We start from the raw sequence: 22899 nt of genomic DNA on the forward strand, positions 1-22899 counted from the left end.
GGCCGACGGATCAGCGGAACACGACCGTCTTCGTCCCGTTCAGCACGATCCGGTGCTCGACGTGCCACTTCACCGCGCGCGCGAGCGTCACGCACTCGACGTCGCGGCCGATCGCGGTCAGTTGGTCGGGCGTCATGCTGTGGTCGACGCGCTCGACTTCCTGCTCGATGATCGGGCCTTCGTCGAGATCGGTCGTCACGTAGTGCGCGGTCGCGCCGATCAGCTTCACGCCGCGGTCGAACGCCTGGTAGTAAGGCTTCGCGCCCTTGAAGCTCGGCAGGAACGAATGGTGGATGTTGATCGCGCGCCCGGCGAGCTGCTCGCACATGTTCGGCGACAGGATCTGCATGTAGCGCGCGAGCACGACGAGATCGGCCTGATGCTCGTCGATCACTTCCAGCACGCGCGCTTCCTGCGCCGCCTTCGCGGCATCGGACGAACCGCCGACCAGCGGGAAGTGATGGAACGGAATGTTGTAGCTCGCGGCGAGCTGGTAGAACTCCTTGTGATTCGACACGATCGCCGGAATCTCGATCGGCAACTGGCCGGTGCGATAGCGGAACAGCAGGTCGTTCAGGCAGTGGCCGATCTTCGACACCATGATCACGACGCGCGGCTTCACGGCCGCATCGTGCAGCTCCCAGCGCATCGAGAACTGTTCGGCGAGCGGCGCGAATTCCTTGCGAAGCGTGTCGAGCGCCGACGCGGCATCCACGCCGCCGCCGTCCTGCTCGAAGTGCACGCGCATGAAGAACTCGCCGGTACGGCTGTCGCCGAACTGCGCGGAATCGAGGATGTTGTTGCTGCGCTCGAACAGGAAGCCCGAGACCGCATGGACGATGCCGTGCCGATCGGGGCACGACAGTTTCAAGATAAAGCTGTGATCGGTCGGCATGACCGCTACTCCCATTGTTTCCGTATTCGTCAAATTGCCCGGTCGCACCGCGCGGCGCGCGTCACGCGGCCGGTACGAACAGCGCGTCGATACCGGCCGCGTCGGCCGCCGCAATCCAGCGGTGGCGCAGCAGCGTATCGAGCGTCGCGAGGCTCGCATCCATCGTCGCACGGCCTTCGCGCAACCAGCCGATCACCTCCGGCACGCCGGCCAGCAGGTGTTCGGCCACTTCGCCGTCCTGGTTGCGCGGCGCGAAGTCGTGCGGCAGCGGCAGGTCGTACACGAAGATCAGTTCCGACTGCGTGCCTTCCGGCAGCGCGTTCAGCACCTGTACCGCGCGGCCCGCGATCGCGCGCGCCGCCAGGTCGGCCGGAATGCCGGCTTCTTCCCAGCACTCCTTCGCGAGCGTCTCGTGAACGCCCAGCCCCCAGCCGATCCCGCCGGCGACGACGTTGTCGAGCATGCCGGGGTCCGTGGCCTTGGTCGCGCTGCGGCGGCCGAGCCACAGCTTCGGCGCAGCGGCCGGCTCGCCCGGCGTAACCGCGTATTCTACGATGCCGTTCACGTGCACCGCATAGGTCTGCGTGCCGAAGAAGCGCGACGCGGCGCGCTCGATGTAGGCGAGCGGCGGATCGTCGAAGCGGTTGCGGATCGCGTAGATCTCGTCGCGCCAGCCGGGAATCGCGCCTTCGGCGGCGAGCGCGCCGATCGCGCCGGCCAGCGCCATGCTGCGCGCGTCGACCGAATCGTAGCGCGCCGACAGCACGACCCGCTCGCCGGTCAGCTCGAACACGTCGGGCCAGCGTGCGAGCCTGGCGACGTCCCGGCGGCGCACCCAGCCGACCGCCTGGCCGGCGATCTCGAAGCGCAGGTGCGCGGCCGGATCGAAGCGGCGCGCGGCCGCGATGCACGGAAACGTCATCGCGCTCAATCCTTCAGCGCGACGCGAATGCCGATCGCGATGAACGTCGCGCCGGCGATCCGGTCGAGCCACACGCCGGCCTGCGGGCGACGCTTGAGCCACGCGCCGATCATGCCCGCGCCGACGCCGAACAGCGAGAAAACCGCGGCCGTCTGCAGCATGAACAGCGCGCCGAGCTCGAACATCTGCAGCGTCACGCCCTGCGCGCCGTGCGGATCGACGAACTGCGGCAGGAACACGACGAAGAACAGCGTGACCTTCGGGTTCATCAGGTTGCCGATCACGCTCTGCCGGAAAATCGCGCCGAGCGGCTGCGGCGGGCGCGCATGCGCGTTCGCGAGGCCCTGGCTGCGCAGCGCCTTGATGCCGATCCACACGAGGTACGCGGCCCCCGCGAGCTTCAGGATCTGGAACGCGACCGGCGACGAACGCAGCACGGCCGCGACGCCGAGCGCCGCGAGCGTCGTGTGGAACAGGATCCCCGCCGTGAAGCCGAGCGCGGCGACGAAGCCGGCCGCGCGACCCTGCGAGATGCCGCGCGCGAGCACCTGCAGGTTGTCGGGCCCCGGCGCGAACGTGATCGCGATCGACGTGGCGAGAAACAGCATGAAGTTGGGCATCGTGACCTCGCTGCGTAACGTGAGCCAAGCGTGAACCAAGCGTGAACCCGCGCAAGCCGGGGCGGCAAGCCGCTGCAGGACCGGCGTTCAGTGGCCGGGGAATTCGGTAACGGTATAGACGGGCAGGCCGGCATTGCGCAGCAGCGCCGAGCCGCCGAGATCCGGCAGGTCGATGATCGCCGCGCCTTCGACGACCACCGCGCCGAGCCGCTGCAGCAGGTTGCGCCCCGCCATCATCGTGCCGCCGGTCGCGATCAGGTCGTCCATGATGATCACGCGGTCGCCGGGGCGGCACGCATCTTCGTGGATCTCGACCGTCGCGCTGCCGTATTCGAGGTCGTACGATTCCGAACGGGTCTTGTACGGCAGCTTGCCGACCTTGCGGATCGGCACGAAGCCGACGCTCAGCTCGTACGCGACGATCGGCGCGATGATGAAGCCGCGCGCGTCGAGCCCCGCGACGTAGTCGAGCTTCGCATCGACATAGCGTTCGACGAACAGGTCGACGAGGATGCGCAGCGCCTTCGGGCTCTGCAGCAGCGTCGTGATGTCGCGGAACTGCACGCCCGGCTGCGGCCAGTCGGGCACCGTGCGGATCTGGCTGTGGATGAAGGCGACCGGATCGAGCGGTGCGCCCGACGACGAATGCGGCATGAAACTCTCCGAAAAAAACGGTGCGCGAAGATCGGGCACCGTTTCTGATCAATACGGGTCAGGTTGTGATTCGCGGCTCACGCAGCCGCGGCCGGCGGATCGCGCCGATGGCGCGACAACCGCTCCTCCGCGAGCGCGAGCGCCTCGGGCAACCCGCGCAGCACCACGATGTCGCTCGCGCGCAGCTTGGTCTGCGGATCGGGTTCGACGCCGCGGATGCCGTGCCGGCGGATCGCCGTGACTTCCAGCCCGAGCGCGTACAGCCCGAGTTCTTCCAGCGAACGCCCGACCGCGTCCGCGCGCGCGTCGACCGGCACCGATTGTAGCCGCACCTGCTCGTGATCGTCGTCGTCCGCGTCGTCCGCGCCGCGGAAATAGCCGCGCAGCAGGCTGTAGCGCTCGTCGCGCATCTCCTCGACGCGCCGCACGACCTTGCGCATCGGCACGCCGACCAGCACCAGCGTATGCGACGCGAGCATCAGGCTGCCCTCGACGATCTCCGGAATCACCTCGGTCGCGCCGGCCGCGAGCAGTTTCTCCAGATCGGCATCGTCGACGGTGCGCACGATCGCCGGCAGCGTCGGCTCGAGCTCGTGCACGTGGTGCAGCACGCGCAGCGCGGACGGCGTGTTCGCGTAGGTGATCGCGACGGCCGCCGCACGGTGGATACCGGCCGCGAGCAGCGACTCGCGGCGCGCCGCGTCGCCGAACACGACCGATTCGCCGGCCGTCGCGGCCGCGCTCACGCGATCAGGGTCGAGGTCGAGCGCGACGTACGAAATGCCTTCCTGCTCGAGCATGCGCGCCAGGTTCTGGCCCGCGCGGCCGTAGCCGCAGATGATCACGTGGCCGCGCTGCTTGAGGCTTTGCGTCGCGATCCGCGTCATCTGCAGCGATTGCTGCATCCACTCCGTCGACGACAGCCGCATCACGATGCGGTCGGCGTTCTGGATCAGGAACGGCGCGGCGAGCATCGACAGCAGCATCGACGCGAGGATCGCCTGCAGCAGCGTCGAATCGACGAGATGCCGGTCGAGAATCAGGTTCAGCAGCACGAAGCCGAATTCGCCGGCCTGCGCGAGGCCGATCCCCGTGCGCATCGCAACGCCCGGCGTCGCGCCGAACAGCCGTGCGAGCCCCGCGATCATCGTCGCCTTGAACAGGATCTGCCCGACGAAAAAGCCGAGCACGATCAACGGATGCTCCCAGATCACGCGCGGGTCGAGCAGCATCCCCGTCGTCACGAAGAACAGGCCGAGCAGCACGTCGCGGAACGGCTTGATGTCCTCTTCCACCTGATGGCGGAACGGCGTCTCGGAAATGAGCATCCCCGCGATGAACGCGCCGAGCGCGAGCGACAGGCCGAAGCGGTCGGTGACGAACGCGGCGCCGAGCGTGACGAGCAGCAGGTTCAGCACGAACAGCTCCTGCGAGCGGCGCCGCGCGACGACGTTGAGCCAGCGCGTCATGAAACGCTGGCCGATGACCAGCAGCAGCGTGAGCGCGATCACGATCTTGAGCGCCGCGAAGCCGAGCGTGATCGCGAGGTCCTTCGACGATTCGGCGCCGAACGCGGCGATCACGATCAGCAGCGGCACGACCGCGAGATCCTGGAACAGCAGCACGCCGAAGATGTTGCGGCCGTGCTCCGTCTCGATCTCGAGCCGCTCGGCGAGCATCTTCGACACGATCGCCGTCGACGACATCGCGAGCGCGCCGCCGAGCGCGATGCTGCCCTGCCACGTGATGTGCACCCAGCGCTCGAACAGCACGCCGAGCACGAGCGCGAGCACGAGGGTCGCGACGACCTGCAGCAGGCCGAGCCCGAACACGAGCCGCTGCATCGCCCTCAGCTTCGCGAGCGAGAATTCGAGGCCGATCGAAAACATCAGGAACACCACGCCGAACTCCGCGAGGTGCTCGGCCCGTTCGAGATCCGCCGCGACGCCGAACGCGTGCGGGCCGACCAGGATGCCGACGGTCAGGTAGCCGAGCATCGGCGGCAGGTTCAGCGAGCGGAATACGACGACGCCCACCACCGAGGCCAGCAGCAGCAGCAGGGTCATTTCGAGCGGGGAAATCACAGGCGAAGCGTCCTCGTTCGTCGGGGCCACGGCAATGCGGGCGCGGGTGGTGGCGGTGGACAGGCGACGTCGGACGAGTCCGAAGGCGCGGCGCGGCGAACAAACGCCTTTGCTATACTCCGCGCATGATAGCGAAAATCAATGATGATCGGGCGCTCGCGCTCGCCCGCGACGTGCTCGACATCGAGGCGGACGCCGTGCGCGCGCTGCGCGACCAGCTCGACGGCGGCTTCGTCCAGGCCGTTGCGCTGCTGCTCGGCTGCCGCGGCCGCGTCGTGGTCTCCGGGATCGGCAAATCGGGGCACATCGCTCGCAAGATCGCGGCCACGCTGGCCAGCACCGGTACGCCGGCCTTCTTCGTCCACCCTGCCGAGGCCAGCCACGGCGACCTCGGGATGGTCACCTCCGACGACGTCTTCATCGGCATCTCCTATTCCGGCGAATCGGAAGAACTCGTCGCGATCCTGCCGCTCGTGAAGCGGATCGGCGCGAAGCTGATCGCGATCACGGGCCGCGCGGGGTCGAGCCTCGGCACGCTCGCCGACGTGAACCTGAACGCCGCGGTGTCGAAGGAGGCGTGCCCGCTGAACCTCGCGCCCACCGCGAGCACGACCGCCGCGCTCGCGCTCGGCGACGCGCTCGCCGTCGCCGTGCTCGACGCGCGCGGCTTCGGCTCGGAAGATTTCGCGCGCTCGCATCCGGGCGGCGCGCTCGGCCGGCGCCTGCTCACCTACGTGCGCGACGTGATGCGCTCGGGCGACGACGTCCCGTCCGTCGGGCTGAACGCCACGCTGTCGGACGCGCTGTTCCAGATCACCGCGAAGCGCCTCGGCATGACGGCCGTGGTCGACGCCGACGGCAAGGTCGTCGGCATCTTCACGGACGGCGACCTGCGCCGCGTGCTCGCGCGCGACGGCGACTTCCGCACGCTGCCGATCACCGAAGTCATGACGCGCGACCCGCGCACGATCGCGCCGGATCACCTGGCGGTCGAGGCCGTGGAACTGATGGAGCGCCACCGGATCAACCAGATGCTGGTCGTCGATGCCGCCGGCGTGCTGATCGGCGCGCTGAACATGCACGACCTGTTTTCGAAGAAGGTGATCTGATGAGCGCAGCGCTGACTGCGGCCGAACGCGCGAGCCGCGTGAAGCTGATGATTTTCGACGTCGACGGCGTTCTGACCGACGGCGGCCTGTTGTTTACCGCGGCCGGCGACGCGATGAAGTCGTTCAATTCGCTCGACGGCCACGGCGTGAAGCTGCTCGGCGAAGCCGGCATCGCGACCGCGATCATCACGGGCCGCCGCTCGGACATCGTCGCGGCGCGCGCGAAGGAAATGAAGATCGCGCACCTGTTCCAGGGCGTCGAGAACAAGCTCGACGTGTTCGCCGACCTGATCGCGTCGCTCGGCCTGACGGCCGACGCATGCGGCTACATGGGCGACGACTGGCCCGACCTGCCGGTCATGCTGCGCTGCGGCTTCGCCACGGCCCCCGCGAACGCGCACCCCGAGGTGATCGCCCGCGCGCACTGGGTCGCCGAAGCCCGCGGCGGCCACGGCGCCGTGCGCGAGGTCTGCGATGCGATCCTGCGCGCACAGCGCCGCTACGACGCGCTGCTCGCCGCCGCCTGCGGAGCCTGACCGATGAGCACGCATTTCCGCTGGACCCAGCTGCTGCCGCTCGCCGCGGTCGCCGCGCTCGCGGGCGTCACCTGGTGGCTGCTGCAGGCCACGCTGCCGCCGCCCGGCGAGGGCGTCGCGCAGCCGAAGCGCCATACGCCCGACTATTTCGCGGACAACTTCTCGGTCACCGAGCTCGACCAGTCCGGCACGACCCAGTACCGGCTGACGGCCGCGAAGCTGGTCCATTACGAAGACACCGAAAGCAGCGACCTGACCGATCCGGCCATGCGCGCGTTCCAGCCCGGCAAGCCCGTCGTGACGACCACCGCGAAGCGCGGCACCGTCAACGGCGACGTGTCGATCGTCGATTTGTACGACGATGCGCGCATCCTGCGCGCGGCCGGCGGCGGCGATCCGCAGATGCAGGCCGATTCCCAGCATTTCCGGATCTTCGTCAATGACGATGTGATCCAGACCGAAAAGCCGGTTAAACTTCAGCGCGGCCTGTCGCTCGTCAACGCGACCGACGGCATGAAGTACAACAACGTCACCCGGGTCATCGAGCTTTACGGCAACGTGCGCGGCACGATCGCCGCGGCGGACACGTCCGGCGGCTCGAAAGGTCAACCCAAGTGACGCATCCCTCACGTGACTGCATGAACGAACCGTTCCCTCGACAGATTTCCGGCGGCGCTGCGCGCGCCGTCCGCGCCGCGCTCGCCGCGACGCTCGTGGCGCTCCCGCTCGTCGGGCTGGCGCCGCTCGCCCATGCCGAGAAGGCCGACCAGAACAAGCCGATCAACGTCGAGGCCGACAACCTGACCTACGACGATCTGAAGCAGGTCACGGTCGCGACCGGCAACGTCGTGATCACGAAGGGCACGATCATCATCAAGGGCGATCGCGTCGAAGTGCGCCAGGACCCGGAAGGCTACCAGTACGCGACGTCGTTCGGCAGCGGCAAGAAGCACGCGACGTTCCGCCAGAAGCGCGAAGGCCTCGACGAATACATCGACGGCGACGCCGAGCGCATCGACTACGACGGCAAGCAGGACCTGACCACGCTGACCACCGCGGCGACCGTGCGCCGCCTGCAGGGCACGTCGACCGTCGCCGATACCGTGCACGGCAGCGTGATCACCTATGACGGCCAGCGCGACTTCTACACCGCGAAGGGCGGCAAGGACGTCGCGGCGCCGGGCAACCCGAACGGCCGCGTGCGCGCGATGCTGTCGCCGAAGAGCGGCGGCCCCGCGCCGCTGAACGGGGCGCCGGCCAAGCTGTCGCCGTCGACCACGATCCAGGGAGCGCCGGGCCAATGAACGCGCTCCCGAATCGCCAGCCGGCCGGCACCACGAGCTCGCTCGTCGTCCGCAACCTGAAGAAGCGCTACGGCTCGCGCACGGTCGTCAAGGACGTGTCGCTCGACGTGAAGAGCGGCGAAGTCGTCGGCCTGCTCGGCCCGAACGGCGCCGGCAAGACCACGTCGTTCTACATGATCGTCGGCCTCGTGCCGACGGACGGGGGCGAAATCTCGCTGAACGGCAGCTCGATCGGCCTGCTGCCGATCCACAAGCGCGCGTCGCTCGGCCTGTCGTACCTGCCGCAAGAGGCGTCCGTGTTCCGCAAGCTGACCGTCGAGGAGAACATCCGCGCGGTGCTCGAGCTGCAGCACGGCGAAGACGGCAAGCGGCTGTCGAAGGACGCGATCTCGTCGCGCACCGAAGCGCTGCTCGACGAGCTGCAGATCGGCCACCTGCGCGAGAACCCCGCGCTGTCGCTGTCGGGCGGCGAACGGCGCCGCGTCGAAATCGCGCGCGCGCTCGCGACCAACCCGAACTTCATCCTGCTCGACGAACCGTTCGCCGGCGTCGACCCGATCGCGGTGCTCGAGATCCAGAAGATCGTCAAGTTCCTGAAGCAGCGCAACATCGGCGTGCTGATCACGGACCACAACGTCCGCGAAACGCTCGGCATCTGCGACCACGCGTACATCATCAGCGACGGTTCGGTGCTGGCCGCCGGCGCGCCGAGCGAAATCATCGAAAACGAAAGCGTGCGCCGCGTGTACCTCGGCGAGCACTTCCGCATGTAACGTCCTCCTCGTGGCTGGCTGCACCCCGCCCGGCATGGCCGCGCGGGGCCGCGTCCCGCTTCGCGGCCATGCCCGCGGCCACGCGGCGCGCCGCGCGTAATCGCGGATGGCTCAATGCGCCTGGGTCGTGGCAAACTGCCGGTATGACTCCCTCCTTGCCATGAAAGCCAGCCTCCAACTTCGCCTGTCGCAACATCTGGCGCTGACGCCGCAGCTGCAGCAGTCGATCCGGCTCCTGCAGTTGTCGACGCTCGAATTGCAGCAGGAAGTCGCGATGGCCGTCGCGCAGAACCCGCTGCTCGAAACCGACGACGAATGGATCGCGAGCCCGCTGCGCGTCGCGGCGGACGGATCGCTGATCGCGCAGACGCCGCCCGCACAGAACACCGAGCCCGTCGCGACGAACGGCAGCGGCACGTCCGGCGATCGCGCCGAGCGCGACGAGCCGGCCGGCGCCGACGAATACGACGGTTACGGGTCCGGCGACGGCAACGACGGCCCGCAGTGGAACCTCGACGAATACGGCCGCTCCGGCGGCGCGTCCGACGACGACGACCTGCCGCCGCTGCAGGTGCAGGAAGCCGCGACGTCGCTGCGCGACCACCTGTCCGCGCAGTTGCGCGTCACGCAGGCCGGCCCGCGCGATCGCGCGCTCGTGATGTTCCTGATCGAATCGCTCGACGACGACGGCTACCTGACCGCCACGCTCGACGAAGTGCTCGCCGACCTGCCGCCCGAACTGGAAATCGACGGCGACGAACTGAACGCGGCGCTCGCGCTGCTGCACAGCTTCGACCCGGCCGGCGTCGGCGCGCGCTCGGCCTCCGAATGCCTGAAGCTGCAGTTGCTGCGTCTCGATCCGTCCCCGACGCGCACGCTCGCGCTCGAGATCGTGTCGCAGCATCTCGAACTGCTCGCCGCCCGCGACTTCACACGGTTGCGCAAGCACCTGAAGGCGAGCGACGACGCGCTGCGCGACGCGCACACGCTGATCCGCTCGCTGGAGCCGTTCCCCGGCGCCGCATACGGCAAGGCCGAGGCCGACTACGTCGTACCCGACATCATCGTGAAGAAGGCCGGCCAGGGATGGCTCGCGGAGCTCAATCCGGAGGTTGTGCCGCGCCTGCGGATCAACAACCTGTACGCGAACATCCTGCGCAACAGCCGCGGCGATCCGTCGGCCGGATCGCTGAAGCAGCAGCTTCAGGAAGCGCGCTGGCTGATCAAAAATATCCAGCAGCGTTTCGACACGATCCTGCGTGTCGCGCAGGCTATTGTCGAGCGTCAGAAGAATTTCTTTGCGCACGGCGAAATTGCCATGCGCCCCTTGGTTTTGCGGGAAATAGCTGATACGCTGGGCCTACACGAGTCGACTGTCAGCCGTGTGACAACCGGGAAGTACATGCTGACCCCGTTCGGGACGCTTGAATTTAAGTACTTCTTCGGATCTCACGTTTCGACCGACACCGGTGGCGCCGCCTCGTCGACCGCCATCCGAGCCCTCATCAAGCAACTGATAGGAGCTGAAGACCCAAAATCGCCACTTTCGGACAGCCGCATTGCCGAGCTGCTGGCAGAACAGGGGTTCGTGGTCGCGCGCCGCACCGTTGCGAAATATCGCGAAGCCCTCAAGATCCCGGCAGTGAATCTGCGCAAGTCTCTTTAAGCCTGCTGCCTGCCCGGCGGCAGGCGTGTTCCGGCCACCGCGCACACGGGGAACAGGCCGGGCGACCTGTCCGCGATACGCCGCCTCGTGCGGCACGGGCAAGTCGACCGGAGCGCCGCCTCGATGCGGCCGGGTGGTCACTCGCTTGGAGAAGCACTATGAACCTGAAGATCAGTGGACATCATCTCGAAGTCACGCCTGCCATTCGCGAATACGTGATCACCAAGCTGGACCGGGTGCTACGGCATAGCGATCAGGTGATCGATGGCACTGTGATCCTCTCGGTCGACAACCACAAGGAAAAGGACAAGCAGCAGCGCGCGGAAATCAATCTGCACCTGAAGGGCAAGGACATCTTCGTCGAAAGCGCGAACGGCAACCTGTACGCCGCGATCGATCTGCTGATCGACAAGCTGGATCGCCAGGTCGTCAAGCACATGGAGCGCCTGCAAACGCACGCGCACGACCCGATCAAGCTGCAGCCGTCGATCGACCAGATCGAACTGCCGCCGCAATAACCGTCACTGCAACACGCACGCCGCCCGGTTCGCCGGGCGTTTTTTTTGCGACTCCGCGCGAAGGTGCAACCGGTCCGTCCGTGCCGCGCCACGCACGCGGCTGTGCTCTATAATGTTCCGGTTATCGCCGGGGGGTGTTGGATGCGGTAGCGGCGTTGCAGGTTGCCATGCCACATGCCTTGATATCGCCGAACATGGAAAATCAGTCCGCCGCCGCAAGGAGACCCCAGGCCGCCCAATCGCCTGCCAACATGAATCGCCTAGCCAAAATCCTGCCCATAGAGAACGTCGTCATCGACCTCTCGGTCACCAGCAAGAAACGCGTCTTCGAACAAGCCGGGCTGATGTTCGAGAATCAGAACGGCATCGGCCGCAGCACCGTCACGGACAACCTGTTCGCACGCGAGCGCCTCGGGTCGACCGGGCTCGGCGAAGGTGTCGCGATTCCGCACGGCCGCATCAAGGGCCTCAAGCACCCGCTCGCCGCGTTCGTCCGCCTCGCCGATGCGATCCCGTTCGAAGCGCCCGACGGCCAGCCGGTCGGCCTTCTGATCTTCCTGCTCGTCCCCGAGCAAGCGACCCAGCAGCACCTCGAGATCCTGTCGGAAATCGCGCAACTGCTGTCCGATCGCGACGCACGCGAGCGTCTGCACAACGAAACGGATATCGCCGAGTTGCATCGCCTGCTCACTCAGTGGCAACCTTGAGTTGTTCCGGGCGGAATATTTCCCCGTACCAGGCGGCACGCGCCGCCGTCCAGGGCCGCCCGGCGCCGGCCCGGCATGGCGACGTCCGTCGCCGCGCGCCCGCACCGGCCCATTGGAGTGACGAGAGTCATGGATACGTCCAGCATCAACGCCCAGAGCATCTTCGACGACAACGCAGCCACGCTGAAACTGAGCTGGCTGACGGGGCATGAAGGCTGGGAACGCGGCTTTTCGGCCGACACGGTCGGCAACGCAACGTCGAGCGCCGACCTCGTCGGCCACCTGAACCTGATCCACCCGAACCGGATCCAGGTGCTCGGCGAAGCCGAAATCGACTACTACCAGCGACAGACCGACGAAGACCGCTCGCGCCACATGGCCGAGCTGATCGCGCTCGAGCCGCCGTTCCTCGTCGTCGCCGGCGGCGCCGCGGCGCCGCCCGAACTGGTGCTGCGCTGCACGCGCTCGTCCACGCCGCTGTTCACGACGCCGATGTCGGCCGCCGCGGTGATCGACAGCCTGCGGCTCTACATGTCGCGCATCCTCGCGCCGCGCGCAACGCTGCACGGCGTGTTCCTCGACATCCTCGGGATGGGCGTGCTGCTGACCGGCGATTCGGGCCTCGGCAAGAGCGAGCTCGGCCTCGAGCTGATCAGCCGCGGACACGGCCTCGTCGCCGACGACGCGGTCGACTTCGTCCGCCTTGGCCCCGATTTCGTCGAAGGGCGCTGCCCGCCGCTGCTGCAGAACCTGCTCGAAGTGCGCGGCCTCGGCCTGCTCGACATCAAGACGATCTTCGGCGAAACCGCGGTGCGACGGAAAATGAAGCTGAAGCTGATCGTCCAGCTCGTGCGGCGCCCCGACGGCGAGTTCCAGCGGCTGCCGCTGGAGAGCCAGACGGTCGACGTGCTCGGTTTGCCGATCAGCAAGGTCACGATCCAGGTTGCGGCCGGCCGCAACCTCGCGGTGCTCGTCGAGGCGGCCGTCCGGAACACGATCCTGCAGTTGCGCGGAATCGACACGTTGCGCGATTTCATGGATCGGCAACGACTCGCGATGCAGGATCCCGACAGTCAGTTCCCCGGCAAACTGGTGTAACCCGCACGCGCCGGCCACGCAACGCCGACGCGTCGAGCCGGTGCTATGATGAAACGTCAGGATTCTCCGTTCCCATGCGCATCGTCCTCATTACCGGCATCTCCGGCTCAGGCAAGTCCGTCGCGCTGAACGCGCTCGAAGACGCAGGCTATTACTGCGTCGACAACCTGCCGCCGCACGTGCTCCCCGAACTCGCCCGCTACCTCGCCCAGGACGGCCAGCGCCGGCTCGCGGTCGCGATCGACGCGCGCTCGAGCGCGTCGCTCGATGAAATGCCCGGCCTGATCCGCGAGCTGTCCCGCGAGCACGACGTGCGCGTGCTGTTCCTCAACGCGAGCACCCAGGCGCTGATCCAGCGCTTCTCCGAAACGCGTCGCCGCCATCCGTTGTCCGGCTCGCGGTCGCACGATGCGGACGTCGGCCTGCTGTCGTCGCTCGAGGAAGCGATCGAGCGCGAACGCGAGCTCGTCGCGCCGCTCGCGGAATTCGGCCACCAGATCGATACCAGCACGCTGCGCGCGAACGCGCTGCGCACCTGGGTCAAGCGCTTCATCGAGCAGAAGAACAACGACCTGATGGTGATGTTCGAATCGTTCGGCTTCAAGCGCGGCGTGCCGCTCGACGCCGACCTGATGTTCGACGTGCGCGCGTTGCCGAATCCGTACTACGACCACCAGTTGCGCCCGCTCACCGGGCTCGACCAGCCGGTCATCGCCTTTCTCGACGCACTGCCGATCGTCCATCAGATGATCGACGACATCCATGCGTTCCTGATGAAATGGCTGCCGCACTTCCGCGATGACAACCGCAGCTACCTGACCGTCGCCATCGGCTGCACGGGCGGCCAGCATCGCTCGGTGTTCATCGCGGAAACGCTCGCCGCGCGCCTCGCGCGCGACGCGAACGTGATCGTGCGGCATCGTGACGCGCCAGTGGATGTCGACGCGTCGTCGCGGCTCGTCTCCGAGGTCGATCGACCCTAGCGACACCCGCCCCCACGCCCGCGCGCCATGTCCTCCCTATCGACCACCCTGATCGACTTGCCGCTGTTTCCGCTGCATACGGTGCTGTTTCCGGGAGGGCTGCTCCCGCTCAAGGTGTTCGAGGCGCGCTATCTCGACATGTCGCGCGCATGCCTGCGCGACGACGCGCCGTTCGGCGTGTGCCTGCTCAAGAGCGGGCCCGAAGTCGCGCAGGACGGCGCGGTGTCGGTGCCCGAAACCATCGGCTGCATGGCGCGCATCACCGAGTGCGATACCGGCGAGTTCGGGATGCTGTATCTGCAGGCGGTCGGCACGCAGCGTTTCGAGCTGCTGTCGTATCGCGTCGAAAGCAACGGGCTGCTGGTCGGCATCGCGGAGCCGCTGCCCGACGACATCCCGCTCGAAGGCGAACAGGCGCTCGCGCAGTTCGGCTCGTGCGCCGAGGTGCTCGAGCGCATCATCGACGCGCTGAAGAAGTCCGATCCGGAAAAAATGCCGTTCGGCGAACCGTTCCGCCTCGACGATCCGAGCTGGGTATCGAATCGCCTCGCGGAACTGCTGCCGCTCGACCTGCGCGCGCGGCAGAAGCTGATGGAGTTTCCGGACGTCGGCGCGCGCATCGACGCCGTGCACCACGTGCTCGACCGGCACGGCTGGCTGTAACGCCGCAGCCTCCGTCGCGCAGCGCACCTGCCCGGCGAGCCTGCCTGCGCGACGGCATAGCCGCGGCAGTCAGGCGCCTTCCCGAACGCGGCCCGCGCCGCGCCCCACGCCGTTCGTTACAGCAGCGGCCCGCTCAGCGCATCGAGCAGCTTGCGCACTGGCGCCGGCACGCCGTACGCGTCGAGCCGGCTCAGCGGTACCCATGCGGTGTCCGCGTCCCGCGCCGGCGACGGCAGGCCTTTGCCCTCCGTCAGATCGCTCAGCCGCGGCTCGATCTCGAGCCGGAAATGCGTGAACGTGTGCGTGAGCGGCGCGAGCGGCACCGTGCCGCCGCCGCCGAAGCCGCGCGCGAGATCCGCGAGCGCGGCATCGCCGTCCGCTTGCGGCAGGCTCCACAGTCCGCCCCAGATGCCGGTCGGCGGCCGGCGCTCGAGCAGCACGGCGTCGCCGTCGCGCAGCACGAGCATCCAGGTCTTGCGCGTCGGCACGGCCTTCTTCGGCCGCGCGGCCGGCAGTTCGCGCTGACGGCCGGTCGATTGCGCGACGCAGTCGCCCGCAAACGGGCAGCGCGCGCAGTCGGGTTTGCCGCGCACGCACAGCGTCGCGCCCAGATCCATCAGCCCCTGCGTATACGCGCTCACGTCGGCCGCGTTCGCGGCGTCGGGCAGCAGCGATTCGGCGAGCGCCCACATGTCGTTCTCGACGCGCTTCTCGCCCGGAAAGCCCTCGACGCCGAATACCCGCGCGAGCACGCGCTTCACGTTGCCGTCGAGGATCGTCGCGCGCGCGCCGTACGCAAACGACGCGATCGCGGCGGCCGTCGAACGACCGATGCCCGGCAGTTCGGCCAATGCGTCGGGTGTCGCCGGAAACGCGCCGCCGTGCTCGGCGACGACGACCTGCGCGCAGCGGTGCAGGTTGCGCGCGCGCGAGTAGTAGCCGAGCCCGGCCCACAACGCCATCACGTCGTCGCTCGGCGCGGCCGCGAGCGCGGCGACGTCGGGGTAGCGGTCGAGAAAACGCGTGTAATACGGAATGACGGTCGATACCTGCGTCTGCTGCAGCATGATTTCCGACAGCCAGATCCGGTACGGATCGCGGGTGTTCTGCCACGGCAGGTCATGACGGCCATGCTCGCGCTGCCACGCGACGAGACGCGTGGCGAACGTGCGGTGCAGCGGCGTGACGGGGAACGGAGCGGGGGCGATGCGGGGCGGCTTCAAGTTTGTCTGATGGCGGAAAAGGGTTTCAACGCTGGCACGTCGGGCAGAAATAGGTCGATCGCTGGCCCTGCACGATCTGGCGGATCGATGTGCCGCATACGCGGCACGGCTGGCCGGCGCGATCGTAGACGAAGCAGTCGAGCTGGAAGTAGCCGCTTTCGCCGTTGCTGCCGACGAAATCGCGCAACGTGCTGCCGCCGCGCTCGATCGCGTCGGCGAGCGTCGCGCGTACCGCATCGGCCAGCCGCTCGTAGCGCGGCAGCGACACCTTGCCGGCGGCCGTCGTCGGCCGGATGCCGGCGCGAAACAGGCTCTCCGACGCGTAGATGTTGCCGACGCCGACGACCATGTCGCCCGCGAGCAGCGCCTGCTTGACCGACACCGTGCGGCCGCGCGTGCGCGCATGCAGCAGCGCGCCGGTGAACGCCGGCGAGAACGGCTCGACGCCGAGGCTCGCGAGTAGCGGATGCGCATGCACGTCGCCTGCTTCACGCGGATGCCACAGCACGGCGCCGAAGCGGCGCGGATCGCGGAACCGCAGCACGAATTCGTCGAAGATCCAGTCGATGTGGTCGTGCTTCGCCGCGACCGGCACGCCGGTTGCGGGCAGCACGCGCAGCGTGCCGGTCATCCCGAGATGGACGATGAACCAGCCTGCATCGACCTCGAACAGCAGGTACTTGCCGCGGCGCTCGACGGCGAGCACCTCGCGCGCGCGCAACTGCTCGGCGAGCCCCGCCGGCACGGGCCAGCGCAGCATCGCGGTACGGACGTCGACACGCTCGACGCGGCGGCCCGCGACAAAGGGCTCGATACCCCGGCGCGTGACTTCGACTTCTGGCAACTCTGGCATGTTTTGCGGGTCTGAGGCTACGGTCTGTTTACATAGGGAACGCGCGTGCGCCGCCACGAGAACGGCCGCGCTCGCGGCCCCCCCGAACGAGACACGGAAATGCCCGAAATCGCCCGCCCGGCAGCACGCGAGACGGGCGATTTCGGGCATTCGCATGGGGATTCCACAGGTAAGCGGACCCTATCACGATCGTGCGTGTATTGTAGCGAGCGCGTTACAATCGGTTGAAACATCGAACGGATTTCCATGACCCTGCCCTCGAAGCTGCTTCAGAAGCGCCCCGCCGCCGTGCGCGGCGCGCGCGCCTTCCCGGTCCGCCGTGCACTCGGTGCCGCGCTGCTTGCCGCCTGGACCCTCACCGCCTTTCCGGCCCACGCGCAGGATCCGGCCTCGGACGACGCGGAGCCGCAGGGCGCGTTCGAGCATGTGATGCCGGACGAGCAGAAGAATCTCCCCGGCGTGCCGCTGACGAGCCAGATCGTCTACCAGGTGCTCGCCGCCGAGGTCGCGCTCCAGCGCAACCAGCCGGCACCGGCCTACCAGACCTACCTCGCGCTTGCCCGCGACACGCGCGATCCGCGCATGGCGCAGCGCGCGACCGAAATCGCGCTCGGCGCGCAGAGCCCGGCCGACGCGCTGTCCGCCGCGAATCTGTGGCGCCAGTACGCACCGGATTCGAACCGCGCGTCGCAGGTCGACGCCGCACTGCTGGTGCTCGCCGGCAAGCCGGCCGACGCGCAGCCGATGCTCGCGCGCGAGCTGGCCCGCGCGACCGGCGACACGCGCGGCCCGGCGATCCTCGCGCTGCAGGCGCTGCTCGTGCGCGGCCCCGACCGCGTCGGCGGCCTCGCGGTGCTGAAGGACATGTTGAAGAACGACATGAATCGCCCCGAGGCGCAGCTGGCGATCGCGCGGCAGCAGCTCGCGGTCGACGACAAGGACGGCGCCGCGCAATCGCTGAAGCAGGCGCTGCAGATTCGCCCCGATTACCTGCCGGCAGCGCTGATGCTGTCGCAAATGGGGCCGGCGGAACGCGCGGCGGGCATCGCGTCGTTCGAGAAGTATGTTCAGCAGAATCCGAAGTCGCGCGACGCACGGCTCGCGCTGTCGCAGCTCTATCTCGCCGACGATCGCCTCGACGACGCACAGAAGCAGTTCGAGACGATGCGCAAGCTCGACTCGAAGGATCCGACGCCGCTGATGGCGCTCGCGCTGATCAAGATCCAGCAGAAGAAGCTCGACGAGGCGACCGGCTACCTGAAGCAGTACGTGCAGCTCGGCGACAAGCAGCCGAATCTCGACGTCGGCCAGGGCTACATCTACCTCGCGCAGATCGCGATCGACCAGAACAACGACGCGCAGGCGTCGCAATGGCTCGACAAGGTCGACCAGACGAGCCAGCACTACCTGCCCGCGCAGATCACGCGCGCGCAACTGCTGCAGAAACAGGGCAAGACCGACGAGGCGCGCAAGGTGCTCGACAACCTGCCGATCACGGATCCGCGCGACGCGGCCGTGGTGGCGCGCACCGATGCGTCGATCCTGTTCACGGCGAAGCGCTATCCGGAAGCGGAGGCGCGGCTCGGGCAGGCCGTCCAGGACTTCCCGGACGATCCCGACCTGCGCTACGACTACGCGATGGCGGCCGAAAAGACGGGCCACTATGCGACGATGGAAAAGCAGTTGCGCGAGCTGATCCGGACGCAGCCCGACAATCCGCAGGCCTACAACGCGCTCGGCTATTCGCTCGCCGACCGCAACCAGCGCCTGCCCGAGGCCAGCAAGCTGATCGACAAGGCGATGGCGCTCGCGCCGAACGACGCCTACATCATGGACAGCCTCGGCTGGGTGAAGTACCGGATGGGCGACACGGCCGGCGCGACGAAGGTGCTGCAGCGTGCATACGAGCTGCAGCCGAACGCCGAAATCGGCGCGCATCTTGGCGAAGTGCTGTGGAAGAGCGGCGCGCAGGACGACGCGCGCAACGCGTGGCGTGCCGCGCAGAAGCTCGAGCCCGACAACGAAACGCTCGTGCAGACGCTGAAGCGCCTGCAGATCAACGGCCTCTGATGCGGATGTTCGCGATGTTTTCCCTGTCTTCCCGCGCGCGGCGCACGCTGGCCGCAGCCGGCGCGGCGCTCGCGCTCGCCGGCTGCGCGAGCACGCCGCCGTCGGCCGGCACGCCGGCGGGCGCCGCACTGCAGACGGCGGCGACGCATGCGTACCACGGCCGCTTCGCGGTGCGGTACGACGATCGTCTCGGCAACCCGCAGAACGTGTACGGCAACTTCGACTGGCAGGAACACGGCGACGACGTGTCGCTCGAACTGCGCAGCCCGCTCGGCCAGACGCTTGCGGTCGTGAAAACGACGCCGCGCGCGGCGTCGCTCGAATTGCCGAACCGTCCGACCCAATATGCGCCGGACGTCGGCGACCTGATGCAGAAAACGCTCGGCTTCGAGCTGCCGCTCGCGGGCCTGCGCTACTGGCTGCTGCCGAGCGCCGCGCCCGCGACGCCCGCGGAAACCGTGCGCGACCCGGCCGACGGCACGCGCCTCAAGCAGCTCCGCCAGGACGGCTGGACGATCGACTACCTCGCCTACGCGGATGCCCCGGCCACGGGCGTCAAACGCGTCAACCTCGTGCGCGCGACGCCGCCGCTCGACATCAAGCTCGTGCTCGATCAGTGAGCACGCGCGCCTAGCCCCCGATACCCGCATGACCGATTCGACCCGCTCGCTGCGCAACTGCCTGGCGCCCGCGAAACTCAACCTGTTCCTGCACATCACCGGCCGTCGCCCGAACGGCTATCACGATCTGCAGAGCGTATTCCAGCTGCTGAACTGGGGCGACACGCTGCACTTCACGCGGCGCGACGACGGCCGCGTCGCCCGCGTCACCGACGTGCCCGGCGTGCCCGAGGAAAGCGATCTCGTCGTGCGCGCGGCGAACCTGCTGAAAGCGCATACGGGCACCGCGCACGGCGTCGACATCGAGATCGACAAGATCCTGCCGATGGGCGCCGGCCTCGGCGGCGGCAGCTCCGACGCGGCGACGACGCTGCTCGCGCTGAACCGCCTGTGGCAACTCGATTTGCCGCGCACCGAACTCCAGTCGCTCGCGGTCAAACTCGGCGCCGACGTGCCGTTTTTCATTTTTGGAAAAAATGCGTTCGCAGAGGGTATCGGAGAAGAATTAGCTGAGGTAGAATTGCCGACTCGCTGGTTCTTGGTTGTGACGCCACGCGTTCATGTCCCGACCGCTGAAATATTTTCAGATGAGTTGTTGACAAGAGATACGAAGCCCGTCACAATTGCTGACTTTCTTGCACAGCAAACCAGCGATGCGGGATGGCCAGATAGCTTCGGCCGGAACGATATGCAGGAAGTTGTAACAAGGAAGTACGCGGAAGTTGCGCAGGTGGTCAAATGGTTGTATGATGTGACCCCCGCGAGGATGACCGGCTCCGGAGCAAGCGTGTTTGCAGCGTTTCACAGCAAGCACGAGGCAGAAGCGGCGAAAGCCAAATTGCCCGCCAGTTGGAATGGCGCAGTTGCCGAGAGCCTGAACGAGCATCCGCTCTTCGCTTTCGCGTCATGAAGTTTTACTTTGCCGAACGACCTACACGAGTTCGGTGAAGTTATCAGTTAAGTGTAGGGGAGTCGCCAAGTTGGTCAAGGCACCGGATTTTGATTCCGGCATGCGAGGGTTCGAGTCCTTCCTCCCCTGCCAAAAATTTTCCCGCATTTCCCGCCCAAGCCTGAAGCAGGTGCACGATGAGCAGCCACAGCCATGATGGCCTGATGGTCTTTACTGGCAACGCGAATCCCGCGCTCGCCCAGGAAGTCGTCAATATCCTTGGTATCCCCCTCGGCAAAGCGATGGTCAGCCGTTTCTCCGACGGCGAGATCCAGGTCGAGATCCAGGAAAACGTGCGCGGCAAGGACGTCTTCGTCCTGCAATCCACGTGCGCACCGACGAACGACAACCTGATGGAACTGATGATCATGGTCGATGCGCTCAAGCGCGCATCCGCCGGCCGGATCACGGCAGCCATCCCCTACTTCGGCTATGCGCGTCAGGATCGCCGCCCGCGTTCGGCGCGCGTCGCGATCTCGGCGAAGGTCATCGCGAACATGCTGGAAATCGCCGGCGTCGAGCGGATCATCACGATGGATCTGCACGCCGACCAGATTCAAGGCTTCTTCGACATTCCGGTCGACAACATCTACGCCACGCCGATCCTGCTGGGCGACCTGCGCAAGCAGAACTACTCGGATCTGCTCGTCGTGTCGCCGGACGTCGGCGGCGTGGTGCGCGCCCGGGCACTCGCGAAGCAGCTCAACTGCGATCTCGCGATCATCGACAAGCGTCGCCCGAAGGCGAACGTCGCCGAAGTGATGAACATCATCGGTGAAGTCGAAGGCCGCACCTGCGTGATCATGGACGACATGGTCGATACGGCCGGCACGCTCTGCAAGGCCGCGCAAGTGCTGAAGGACCGCGGTGCGAAACAGGTGTTCGCGTACGCGACGCACCCGGTGCTGTCGGGCGGCGCCGCAGAACGCATCGCCGCATCGGAACTCGACGAGCTGGTCGTGACCGACACGATTCCGCTGTCGGCCGAATCGCTGGCGTGCTCGAAGATTCGCTCACTGACGAGCGCGAGCCTGCTGGCCGAGACGTTCTCGCGGATTCGCCGCGGCGATTCGGTGATGTCGCTGTTCGCGGAATCCTGATCGCGAAACGACGGAACACAGTATGCGCGGAAAGCGAAGCGGCAACGCTTCGCTTTTTGCACAATCGGACGGGATAGACGAAACCCCGGCCGTTTCATCGGGGGCCGCTTGATGGCCCCGTTTCACTGCCTGGTCGCGGGCAGCCATTGGAGAATCACATGAAAGTCGTCGCTTTCGAGCGCCAACAGCAAGGTACGGGTGCGAGCCGCCGCCTGCGCAACGCCGGTAAGACCACGGGTATCGTCTACGGTGGCGAAGCCGCCCCGCAAAAGATCGAACTCGATCACAACGCCCTGTGGCACGCCCTGAAGAAGGAAGCCTTCCACTCGTCGATCCTCGACCTCGAAGTGGCCGGCCAGTCGCAACAGGTTCTGCTGCGCGACGTGCAATACCACCCGTTCAAGCAACTGGTGCTGCACGTGGACTTCCAGCGCGTCGACGCGAAGAAGAAGCTGCACACGAAGGTGCCGCTGCACTTCCTGAACGCTGAAGTCAGCCCGGCCGTGAAGCTGTCGAGCGCAGTCGTTTCGCACGTCGCAACGGAAATCGAAGTCGAGTGCCTGCCGGCTGCCCTGCCGGAATTCCTCGAAGTCGACCTGTCGAAGATCGAAGCCGGTCAATCGCTGCACGCGAAGGACATCGCGCTGCCGAAGGGCGTCGCGCTGGTCGCGCACGTCGACGCGGAAAACCCGGTCGTCGCCTCGGCAACGATCCCGGCTGGCGCCGTGTCGGACGCAGCAGACGAAGGCGAAACGCCGGCTGCCTAAGCGGCCGCTCACGCGCCCCATCGATCCGTTTCGCGAAACGGTCGACGCAACCCGCCGCGGCCTGCCCGGCGGGTTTTTCTTTTTCTGCGCCCAGGCGGCAGCCGCCGCCTTCGAAACGTCATGATCAAACTGATCGTCGGCCTCGGCAATCCCGGGGCGGAATACACCGCGACGCGCCACAACGCCGGCTTCTGGCTGATCGACCAGCTCGCCCGCGAAGCCGGCACGACGCTGCGCGACGAGCGCCGCTTCCACGGCTTCTATGCGAAAGCGCGCCTGCACGGCGAGGAAGTCCACCTGCTCGAGCCGCAAACCTACATGAACCGCTCCGGCCAATCGGTCGTCGCGCTCGCGCAGTTCTTCAAGATCCTGCCCGACCAGATCCTCGTCGCGCACGACGAGCTCGACCTGCCGCCCGGCACCGTGAAGCTGAAGCTCGGCGGCGGCAGCGGCGGCCACAACGGCCTGAAGGACATCTCCGCGCACCTGTCGTCGCAGCAGTACTGGCGGCTGCGGATCGGCATCGGCCATCCGCGCGACCTGATTCCGGAAAGTGCGCGCGCCGGCGCGAAGCCCGACGTCGCGAACTTCGTGCTGAAACCGCCGCGCCGCGAGGAACAGGACGTGATCGATGCATCGATCGAACGCGCGCTCGCCGTGATGCCGATGATCGTCAAGGGCGAACTCGATCGCGCGACGATGCAGCTGCATCGCAACTGACCGCCCGTCGCACCGGCCTGGTGCATCGGCCGTTCGGCGCAACCGGGCGGCCTCGCCCGCCCCAC

Annotated in this window: 24 protein-coding genes and 1 tRNA gene; 18 read left to right on the forward strand and 7 right to left on the reverse strand. The window is 67.3% G+C overall.

The window, feature by feature from the left end:
• Positions 1-10 precede the first annotated feature (10 nt).
• The 5 genes from purU to WS96_RS05520 all read right to left on the reverse strand — a co-directional run bounded on the left by purU (position 11) and on the right by WS96_RS05520 (position 5175).
• Entirely contained in the window at positions 11-895 is an 885-nt protein-coding gene (gene purU / locus WS96_RS05500) for a formyltetrahydrofolate deformylase (protein WP_059506669.1), read from the reverse strand.
• A 61-nt stretch (positions 896-956) separates the two neighbouring features.
• Entirely contained in the window at positions 957-1817 is an 861-nt protein-coding gene (locus WS96_RS05505) for an NUDIX hydrolase (RefSeq protein ID WP_059831118.1), read from the reverse strand.
• A 5-nt stretch (positions 1818-1822) separates the two neighbouring features.
• Positions 1823-2437, reverse strand: coding sequence for a LysE family translocator (locus tag WS96_RS05510; RefSeq protein WP_059831120.1), 615 nt, complete (start codon positions 2435-2437; stop codon positions 1823-1825).
• Between the two features lie 87 nt (positions 2438-2524).
• Positions 2525-3091, reverse strand: coding sequence for an adenine phosphoribosyltransferase (locus tag WS96_RS05515; protein ID WP_034208409.1), 567 nt, complete (start codon positions 3089-3091; stop codon positions 2525-2527).
• Positions 3092-3168: 77 nt separating this feature from the next.
• Positions 3169-5175: a monovalent cation:proton antiporter family protein gene (locus WS96_RS05520; RefSeq protein WP_034208410.1), complete on the reverse strand. Its 2007-nt coding sequence runs from the start codon at positions 5173-5175 to the stop codon at positions 3169-3171.
• Between the two features lie 125 nt (positions 5176-5300).
• Between WS96_RS05520 and kdsD the strand changes: the two genes are divergently transcribed.
• The 11 genes from kdsD to WS96_RS05575 all read left to right on the forward strand — a co-directional run bounded on the left by kdsD (position 5301) and on the right by WS96_RS05575 (position 14532).
• A complete protein-coding gene (gene kdsD, locus WS96_RS05525; protein WP_059831122.1) occupies positions 5301-6284 on the forward strand; it encodes an arabinose 5-phosphate isomerase KdsD in 984 nt (327 codons plus the stop codon).
• Positions 6284-6820, forward strand: a complete 537-nt coding sequence (locus WS96_RS05530) for a KdsC family phosphatase (RefSeq protein WP_059831124.1) — start codon at positions 6284-6286, stop codon at positions 6818-6820. Before kdsD ends, WS96_RS05530 begins: the two co-directional genes overlap by 1 nt.
• Positions 6821-6823: 3 nt before the next feature.
• Positions 6824-7438: an LPS export ABC transporter periplasmic protein LptC gene (gene lptC, locus WS96_RS05535; protein WP_034208413.1), complete on the forward strand. Its 615-nt coding sequence runs from the start codon at positions 6824-6826 to the stop codon at positions 7436-7438.
• 20 nt (positions 7439-7458) lie between these two features.
• Positions 7459-8124: a lipopolysaccharide transport periplasmic protein LptA gene (gene lptA / locus WS96_RS05540; RefSeq protein ID WP_053525109.1), complete on the forward strand. Its 666-nt coding sequence runs from the start codon at positions 7459-7461 to the stop codon at positions 8122-8124.
• Positions 8121-8897, forward strand: a complete 777-nt coding sequence (gene lptB / locus WS96_RS05545) for an LPS export ABC transporter ATP-binding protein (RefSeq protein ID WP_034208414.1) — start codon at positions 8121-8123, stop codon at positions 8895-8897. Before lptA ends, lptB begins: the two co-directional genes overlap by 4 nt.
• 160 nt (positions 8898-9057) lie before the next feature.
• The gene (locus WS96_RS05550) at positions 9058-10563 is read left to right on the forward strand and encodes an RNA polymerase factor sigma-54 (protein WP_059831125.1); all 1506 of its coding nucleotides are present in this window, start codon (positions 9058-9060) and stop codon (positions 10561-10563) included.
• Between the two features lie 158 nt (positions 10564-10721).
• The gene (gene hpf / locus WS96_RS05555) at positions 10722-11081 is read left to right on the forward strand and encodes a ribosome hibernation-promoting factor, HPF/YfiA family (protein ID WP_006477786.1); all 360 of its coding nucleotides are present in this window, start codon (positions 10722-10724) and stop codon (positions 11079-11081) included.
• A 167-nt stretch (positions 11082-11248) separates the two neighbouring features.
• The gene (locus tag WS96_RS05560; protein WP_011546240.1) at positions 11249-11788 is read left to right on the forward strand and encodes a PTS sugar transporter subunit IIA; all 540 of its coding nucleotides are present in this window, start codon (positions 11249-11251) and stop codon (positions 11786-11788) included.
• 129 nt (positions 11789-11917) lie between these two features.
• A complete protein-coding gene (gene hprK, locus WS96_RS05565) occupies positions 11918-12886 on the forward strand; it encodes an HPr(Ser) kinase/phosphatase (RefSeq protein ID WP_006483133.1) in 969 nt (322 codons plus the stop codon).
• Between the two features lie 74 nt (positions 12887-12960).
• The gene (gene rapZ, locus WS96_RS05570; protein WP_006477783.1) at positions 12961-13869 is read left to right on the forward strand and encodes an RNase adapter RapZ; all 909 of its coding nucleotides are present in this window, start codon (positions 12961-12963) and stop codon (positions 13867-13869) included.
• A gap of 27 nt (positions 13870-13896) precedes the next feature.
• The gene (locus WS96_RS05575) at positions 13897-14532 is read left to right on the forward strand and encodes an LON peptidase substrate-binding domain-containing protein (RefSeq protein WP_034208417.1); all 636 of its coding nucleotides are present in this window, start codon (positions 13897-13899) and stop codon (positions 14530-14532) included.
• 116 nt (positions 14533-14648) lie between these two features.
• On the opposite strand, the gene mutY is transcribed toward WS96_RS05575, so the two are convergent.
• Positions 14649-15755: an A/G-specific adenine glycosylase gene (gene mutY / locus WS96_RS05580; RefSeq protein WP_059781472.1), complete on the reverse strand. Its 1107-nt coding sequence runs from the start codon at positions 15753-15755 to the stop codon at positions 14649-14651.
• Positions 15756-15780: 25 nt separating this feature from the next.
• Positions 15781-16608 (reverse strand): bifunctional DNA-formamidopyrimidine glycosylase/DNA-(apurinic or apyrimidinic site) lyase, encoded by an 828-nt coding sequence (gene mutM, locus WS96_RS05585; RefSeq protein WP_059831127.1) that lies wholly within the window; start codon positions 16606-16608, stop codon positions 15781-15783.
• 246 nt (positions 16609-16854) lie between these two features.
• On the opposite strand from mutM, the gene WS96_RS05590 reads away from it, so the two are divergent.
• The 7 genes from WS96_RS05590 to pth all read left to right on the forward strand — a co-directional run bounded on the left by WS96_RS05590 (position 16855) and on the right by pth (position 22834).
• Entirely contained in the window at positions 16855-18678 is a 1824-nt protein-coding gene (locus WS96_RS05590) for a tetratricopeptide repeat protein (protein ID WP_059831128.1), read from the forward strand.
• Entirely contained in the window at positions 18678-19298 is a 621-nt protein-coding gene (gene lolB, locus WS96_RS05595; RefSeq protein WP_059831130.1) for a lipoprotein insertase outer membrane protein LolB, read from the forward strand. The genes WS96_RS05590 and lolB overlap by 1 nt, the downstream gene beginning before the upstream one ends.
• A gap of 28 nt (positions 19299-19326) precedes the next feature.
• The gene (gene ispE, locus WS96_RS05600; protein ID WP_059831131.1) at positions 19327-20208 is read left to right on the forward strand and encodes a 4-(cytidine 5'-diphospho)-2-C-methyl-D-erythritol kinase; all 882 of its coding nucleotides are present in this window, start codon (positions 19327-19329) and stop codon (positions 20206-20208) included.
• A 55-nt stretch (positions 20209-20263) separates the two neighbouring features.
• Positions 20264-20340, forward strand: a tRNA-Gln gene (locus WS96_RS05605).
• A 44-nt stretch (positions 20341-20384) separates the two neighbouring features.
• Positions 20385-21347 carry a ribose-phosphate pyrophosphokinase gene (locus WS96_RS05610; RefSeq protein ID WP_034208423.1) on the forward strand — a complete coding sequence of 321 codons (963 nt, stop codon included), beginning with the start codon at positions 20385-20387 and terminating at the stop codon, positions 21345-21347.
• Positions 21348-21505: 158 nt separating this feature from the next.
• Complete coding sequence (locus WS96_RS05615; protein ID WP_034208424.1) at positions 21506-22114, forward strand: 50S ribosomal protein L25/general stress protein Ctc; 609 nt, start codon at positions 21506-21508, stop codon at positions 22112-22114.
• Between the two features lie 120 nt (positions 22115-22234).
• Entirely contained in the window at positions 22235-22834 is a 600-nt protein-coding gene (pth, locus tag WS96_RS05620) for an aminoacyl-tRNA hydrolase (RefSeq protein ID WP_027785469.1), read from the forward strand.
• Positions 22835-22899: the final 65 nt, after the last annotated feature.

The sequence above is a fragment of the Burkholderia sp. MSMB1835 genome, from assembly GCF_001526365.1.
GTDB lineage: Bacteria > Pseudomonadota > Gammaproteobacteria > Burkholderiales > Burkholderiaceae > Burkholderia.

Excerpts from the sequence above, each read along its gene's own strand:
- purU (WP_059506669.1), bottom strand. The coding sequence starts at position 895 with ATGCCGACCGATCACAGCTTTATCTTGAAACTGTCGTGCCCCGATCGG.
- WS96_RS05505 (WP_059831118.1), bottom strand. The coding sequence starts at position 1,817 with ATGACGTTTCCGTGCATCGCGGCCGCGCGCCGCTTCGATCCGGCCGCG.
- WS96_RS05510 (WP_059831120.1), bottom strand. The coding sequence starts at position 2,437 with ATGCCCAACTTCATGCTGTTTCTCGCCACGTCGATCGCGATCACGTTC.
- WS96_RS05515 (WP_034208409.1), bottom strand. The coding sequence starts at position 3,091 with ATGCCGCATTCGTCGTCGGGCGCACCGCTCGATCCGGTCGCCTTCATC.
- kdsD (WP_059831122.1), top strand. The coding sequence starts at position 5,301 with ATGATAGCGAAAATCAATGATGATCGGGCGCTCGCGCTCGCCCGCGAC.
- WS96_RS05530 (WP_059831124.1), top strand. The coding sequence starts at position 6,284 with ATGAGCGCAGCGCTGACTGCGGCCGAACGCGCGAGCCGCGTGAAGCTG.
- lptC (WP_034208413.1), top strand. The coding sequence starts at position 6,824 with ATGAGCACGCATTTCCGCTGGACCCAGCTGCTGCCGCTCGCCGCGGTC.
- lptA (WP_053525109.1), top strand. The coding sequence starts at position 7,459 with ATGAACGAACCGTTCCCTCGACAGATTTCCGGCGGCGCTGCGCGCGCC.
- lptB (WP_034208414.1), top strand. The coding sequence starts at position 8,121 with ATGAACGCGCTCCCGAATCGCCAGCCGGCCGGCACCACGAGCTCGCTC.
- WS96_RS05550 (WP_059831125.1), top strand. The coding sequence starts at position 9,058 with ATGAAAGCCAGCCTCCAACTTCGCCTGTCGCAACATCTGGCGCTGACG.
- hpf (WP_006477786.1), top strand. The coding sequence starts at position 10,722 with ATGAACCTGAAGATCAGTGGACATCATCTCGAAGTCACGCCTGCCATT.
- WS96_RS05560 (WP_011546240.1), top strand. The coding sequence starts at position 11,249 with ATGCCACATGCCTTGATATCGCCGAACATGGAAAATCAGTCCGCCGCC.
- hprK (WP_006483133.1), top strand. The coding sequence starts at position 11,918 with ATGGATACGTCCAGCATCAACGCCCAGAGCATCTTCGACGACAACGCA.
- rapZ (WP_006477783.1), top strand. The coding sequence starts at position 12,961 with ATGCGCATCGTCCTCATTACCGGCATCTCCGGCTCAGGCAAGTCCGTC.
- WS96_RS05575 (WP_034208417.1), top strand. The coding sequence starts at position 13,897 with ATGTCCTCCCTATCGACCACCCTGATCGACTTGCCGCTGTTTCCGCTG.
- mutM (WP_059831127.1), bottom strand. The coding sequence starts at position 16,608 with ATGCCAGAGTTGCCAGAAGTCGAAGTCACGCGCCGGGGTATCGAGCCC.
- WS96_RS05590 (WP_059831128.1), top strand. The coding sequence starts at position 16,855 with ATGACCCTGCCCTCGAAGCTGCTTCAGAAGCGCCCCGCCGCCGTGCGC.
- lolB (WP_059831130.1), top strand. The coding sequence starts at position 18,678 with ATGCGGATGTTCGCGATGTTTTCCCTGTCTTCCCGCGCGCGGCGCACG.
- ispE (WP_059831131.1), top strand. The coding sequence starts at position 19,327 with ATGACCGATTCGACCCGCTCGCTGCGCAACTGCCTGGCGCCCGCGAAA.
- WS96_RS05610 (WP_034208423.1), top strand. The coding sequence starts at position 20,385 with ATGAGCAGCCACAGCCATGATGGCCTGATGGTCTTTACTGGCAACGCG.
- WS96_RS05615 (WP_034208424.1), top strand. The coding sequence starts at position 21,506 with ATGAAAGTCGTCGCTTTCGAGCGCCAACAGCAAGGTACGGGTGCGAGC.
- pth (WP_027785469.1), top strand. The coding sequence starts at position 22,235 with ATGATCAAACTGATCGTCGGCCTCGGCAATCCCGGGGCGGAATACACC.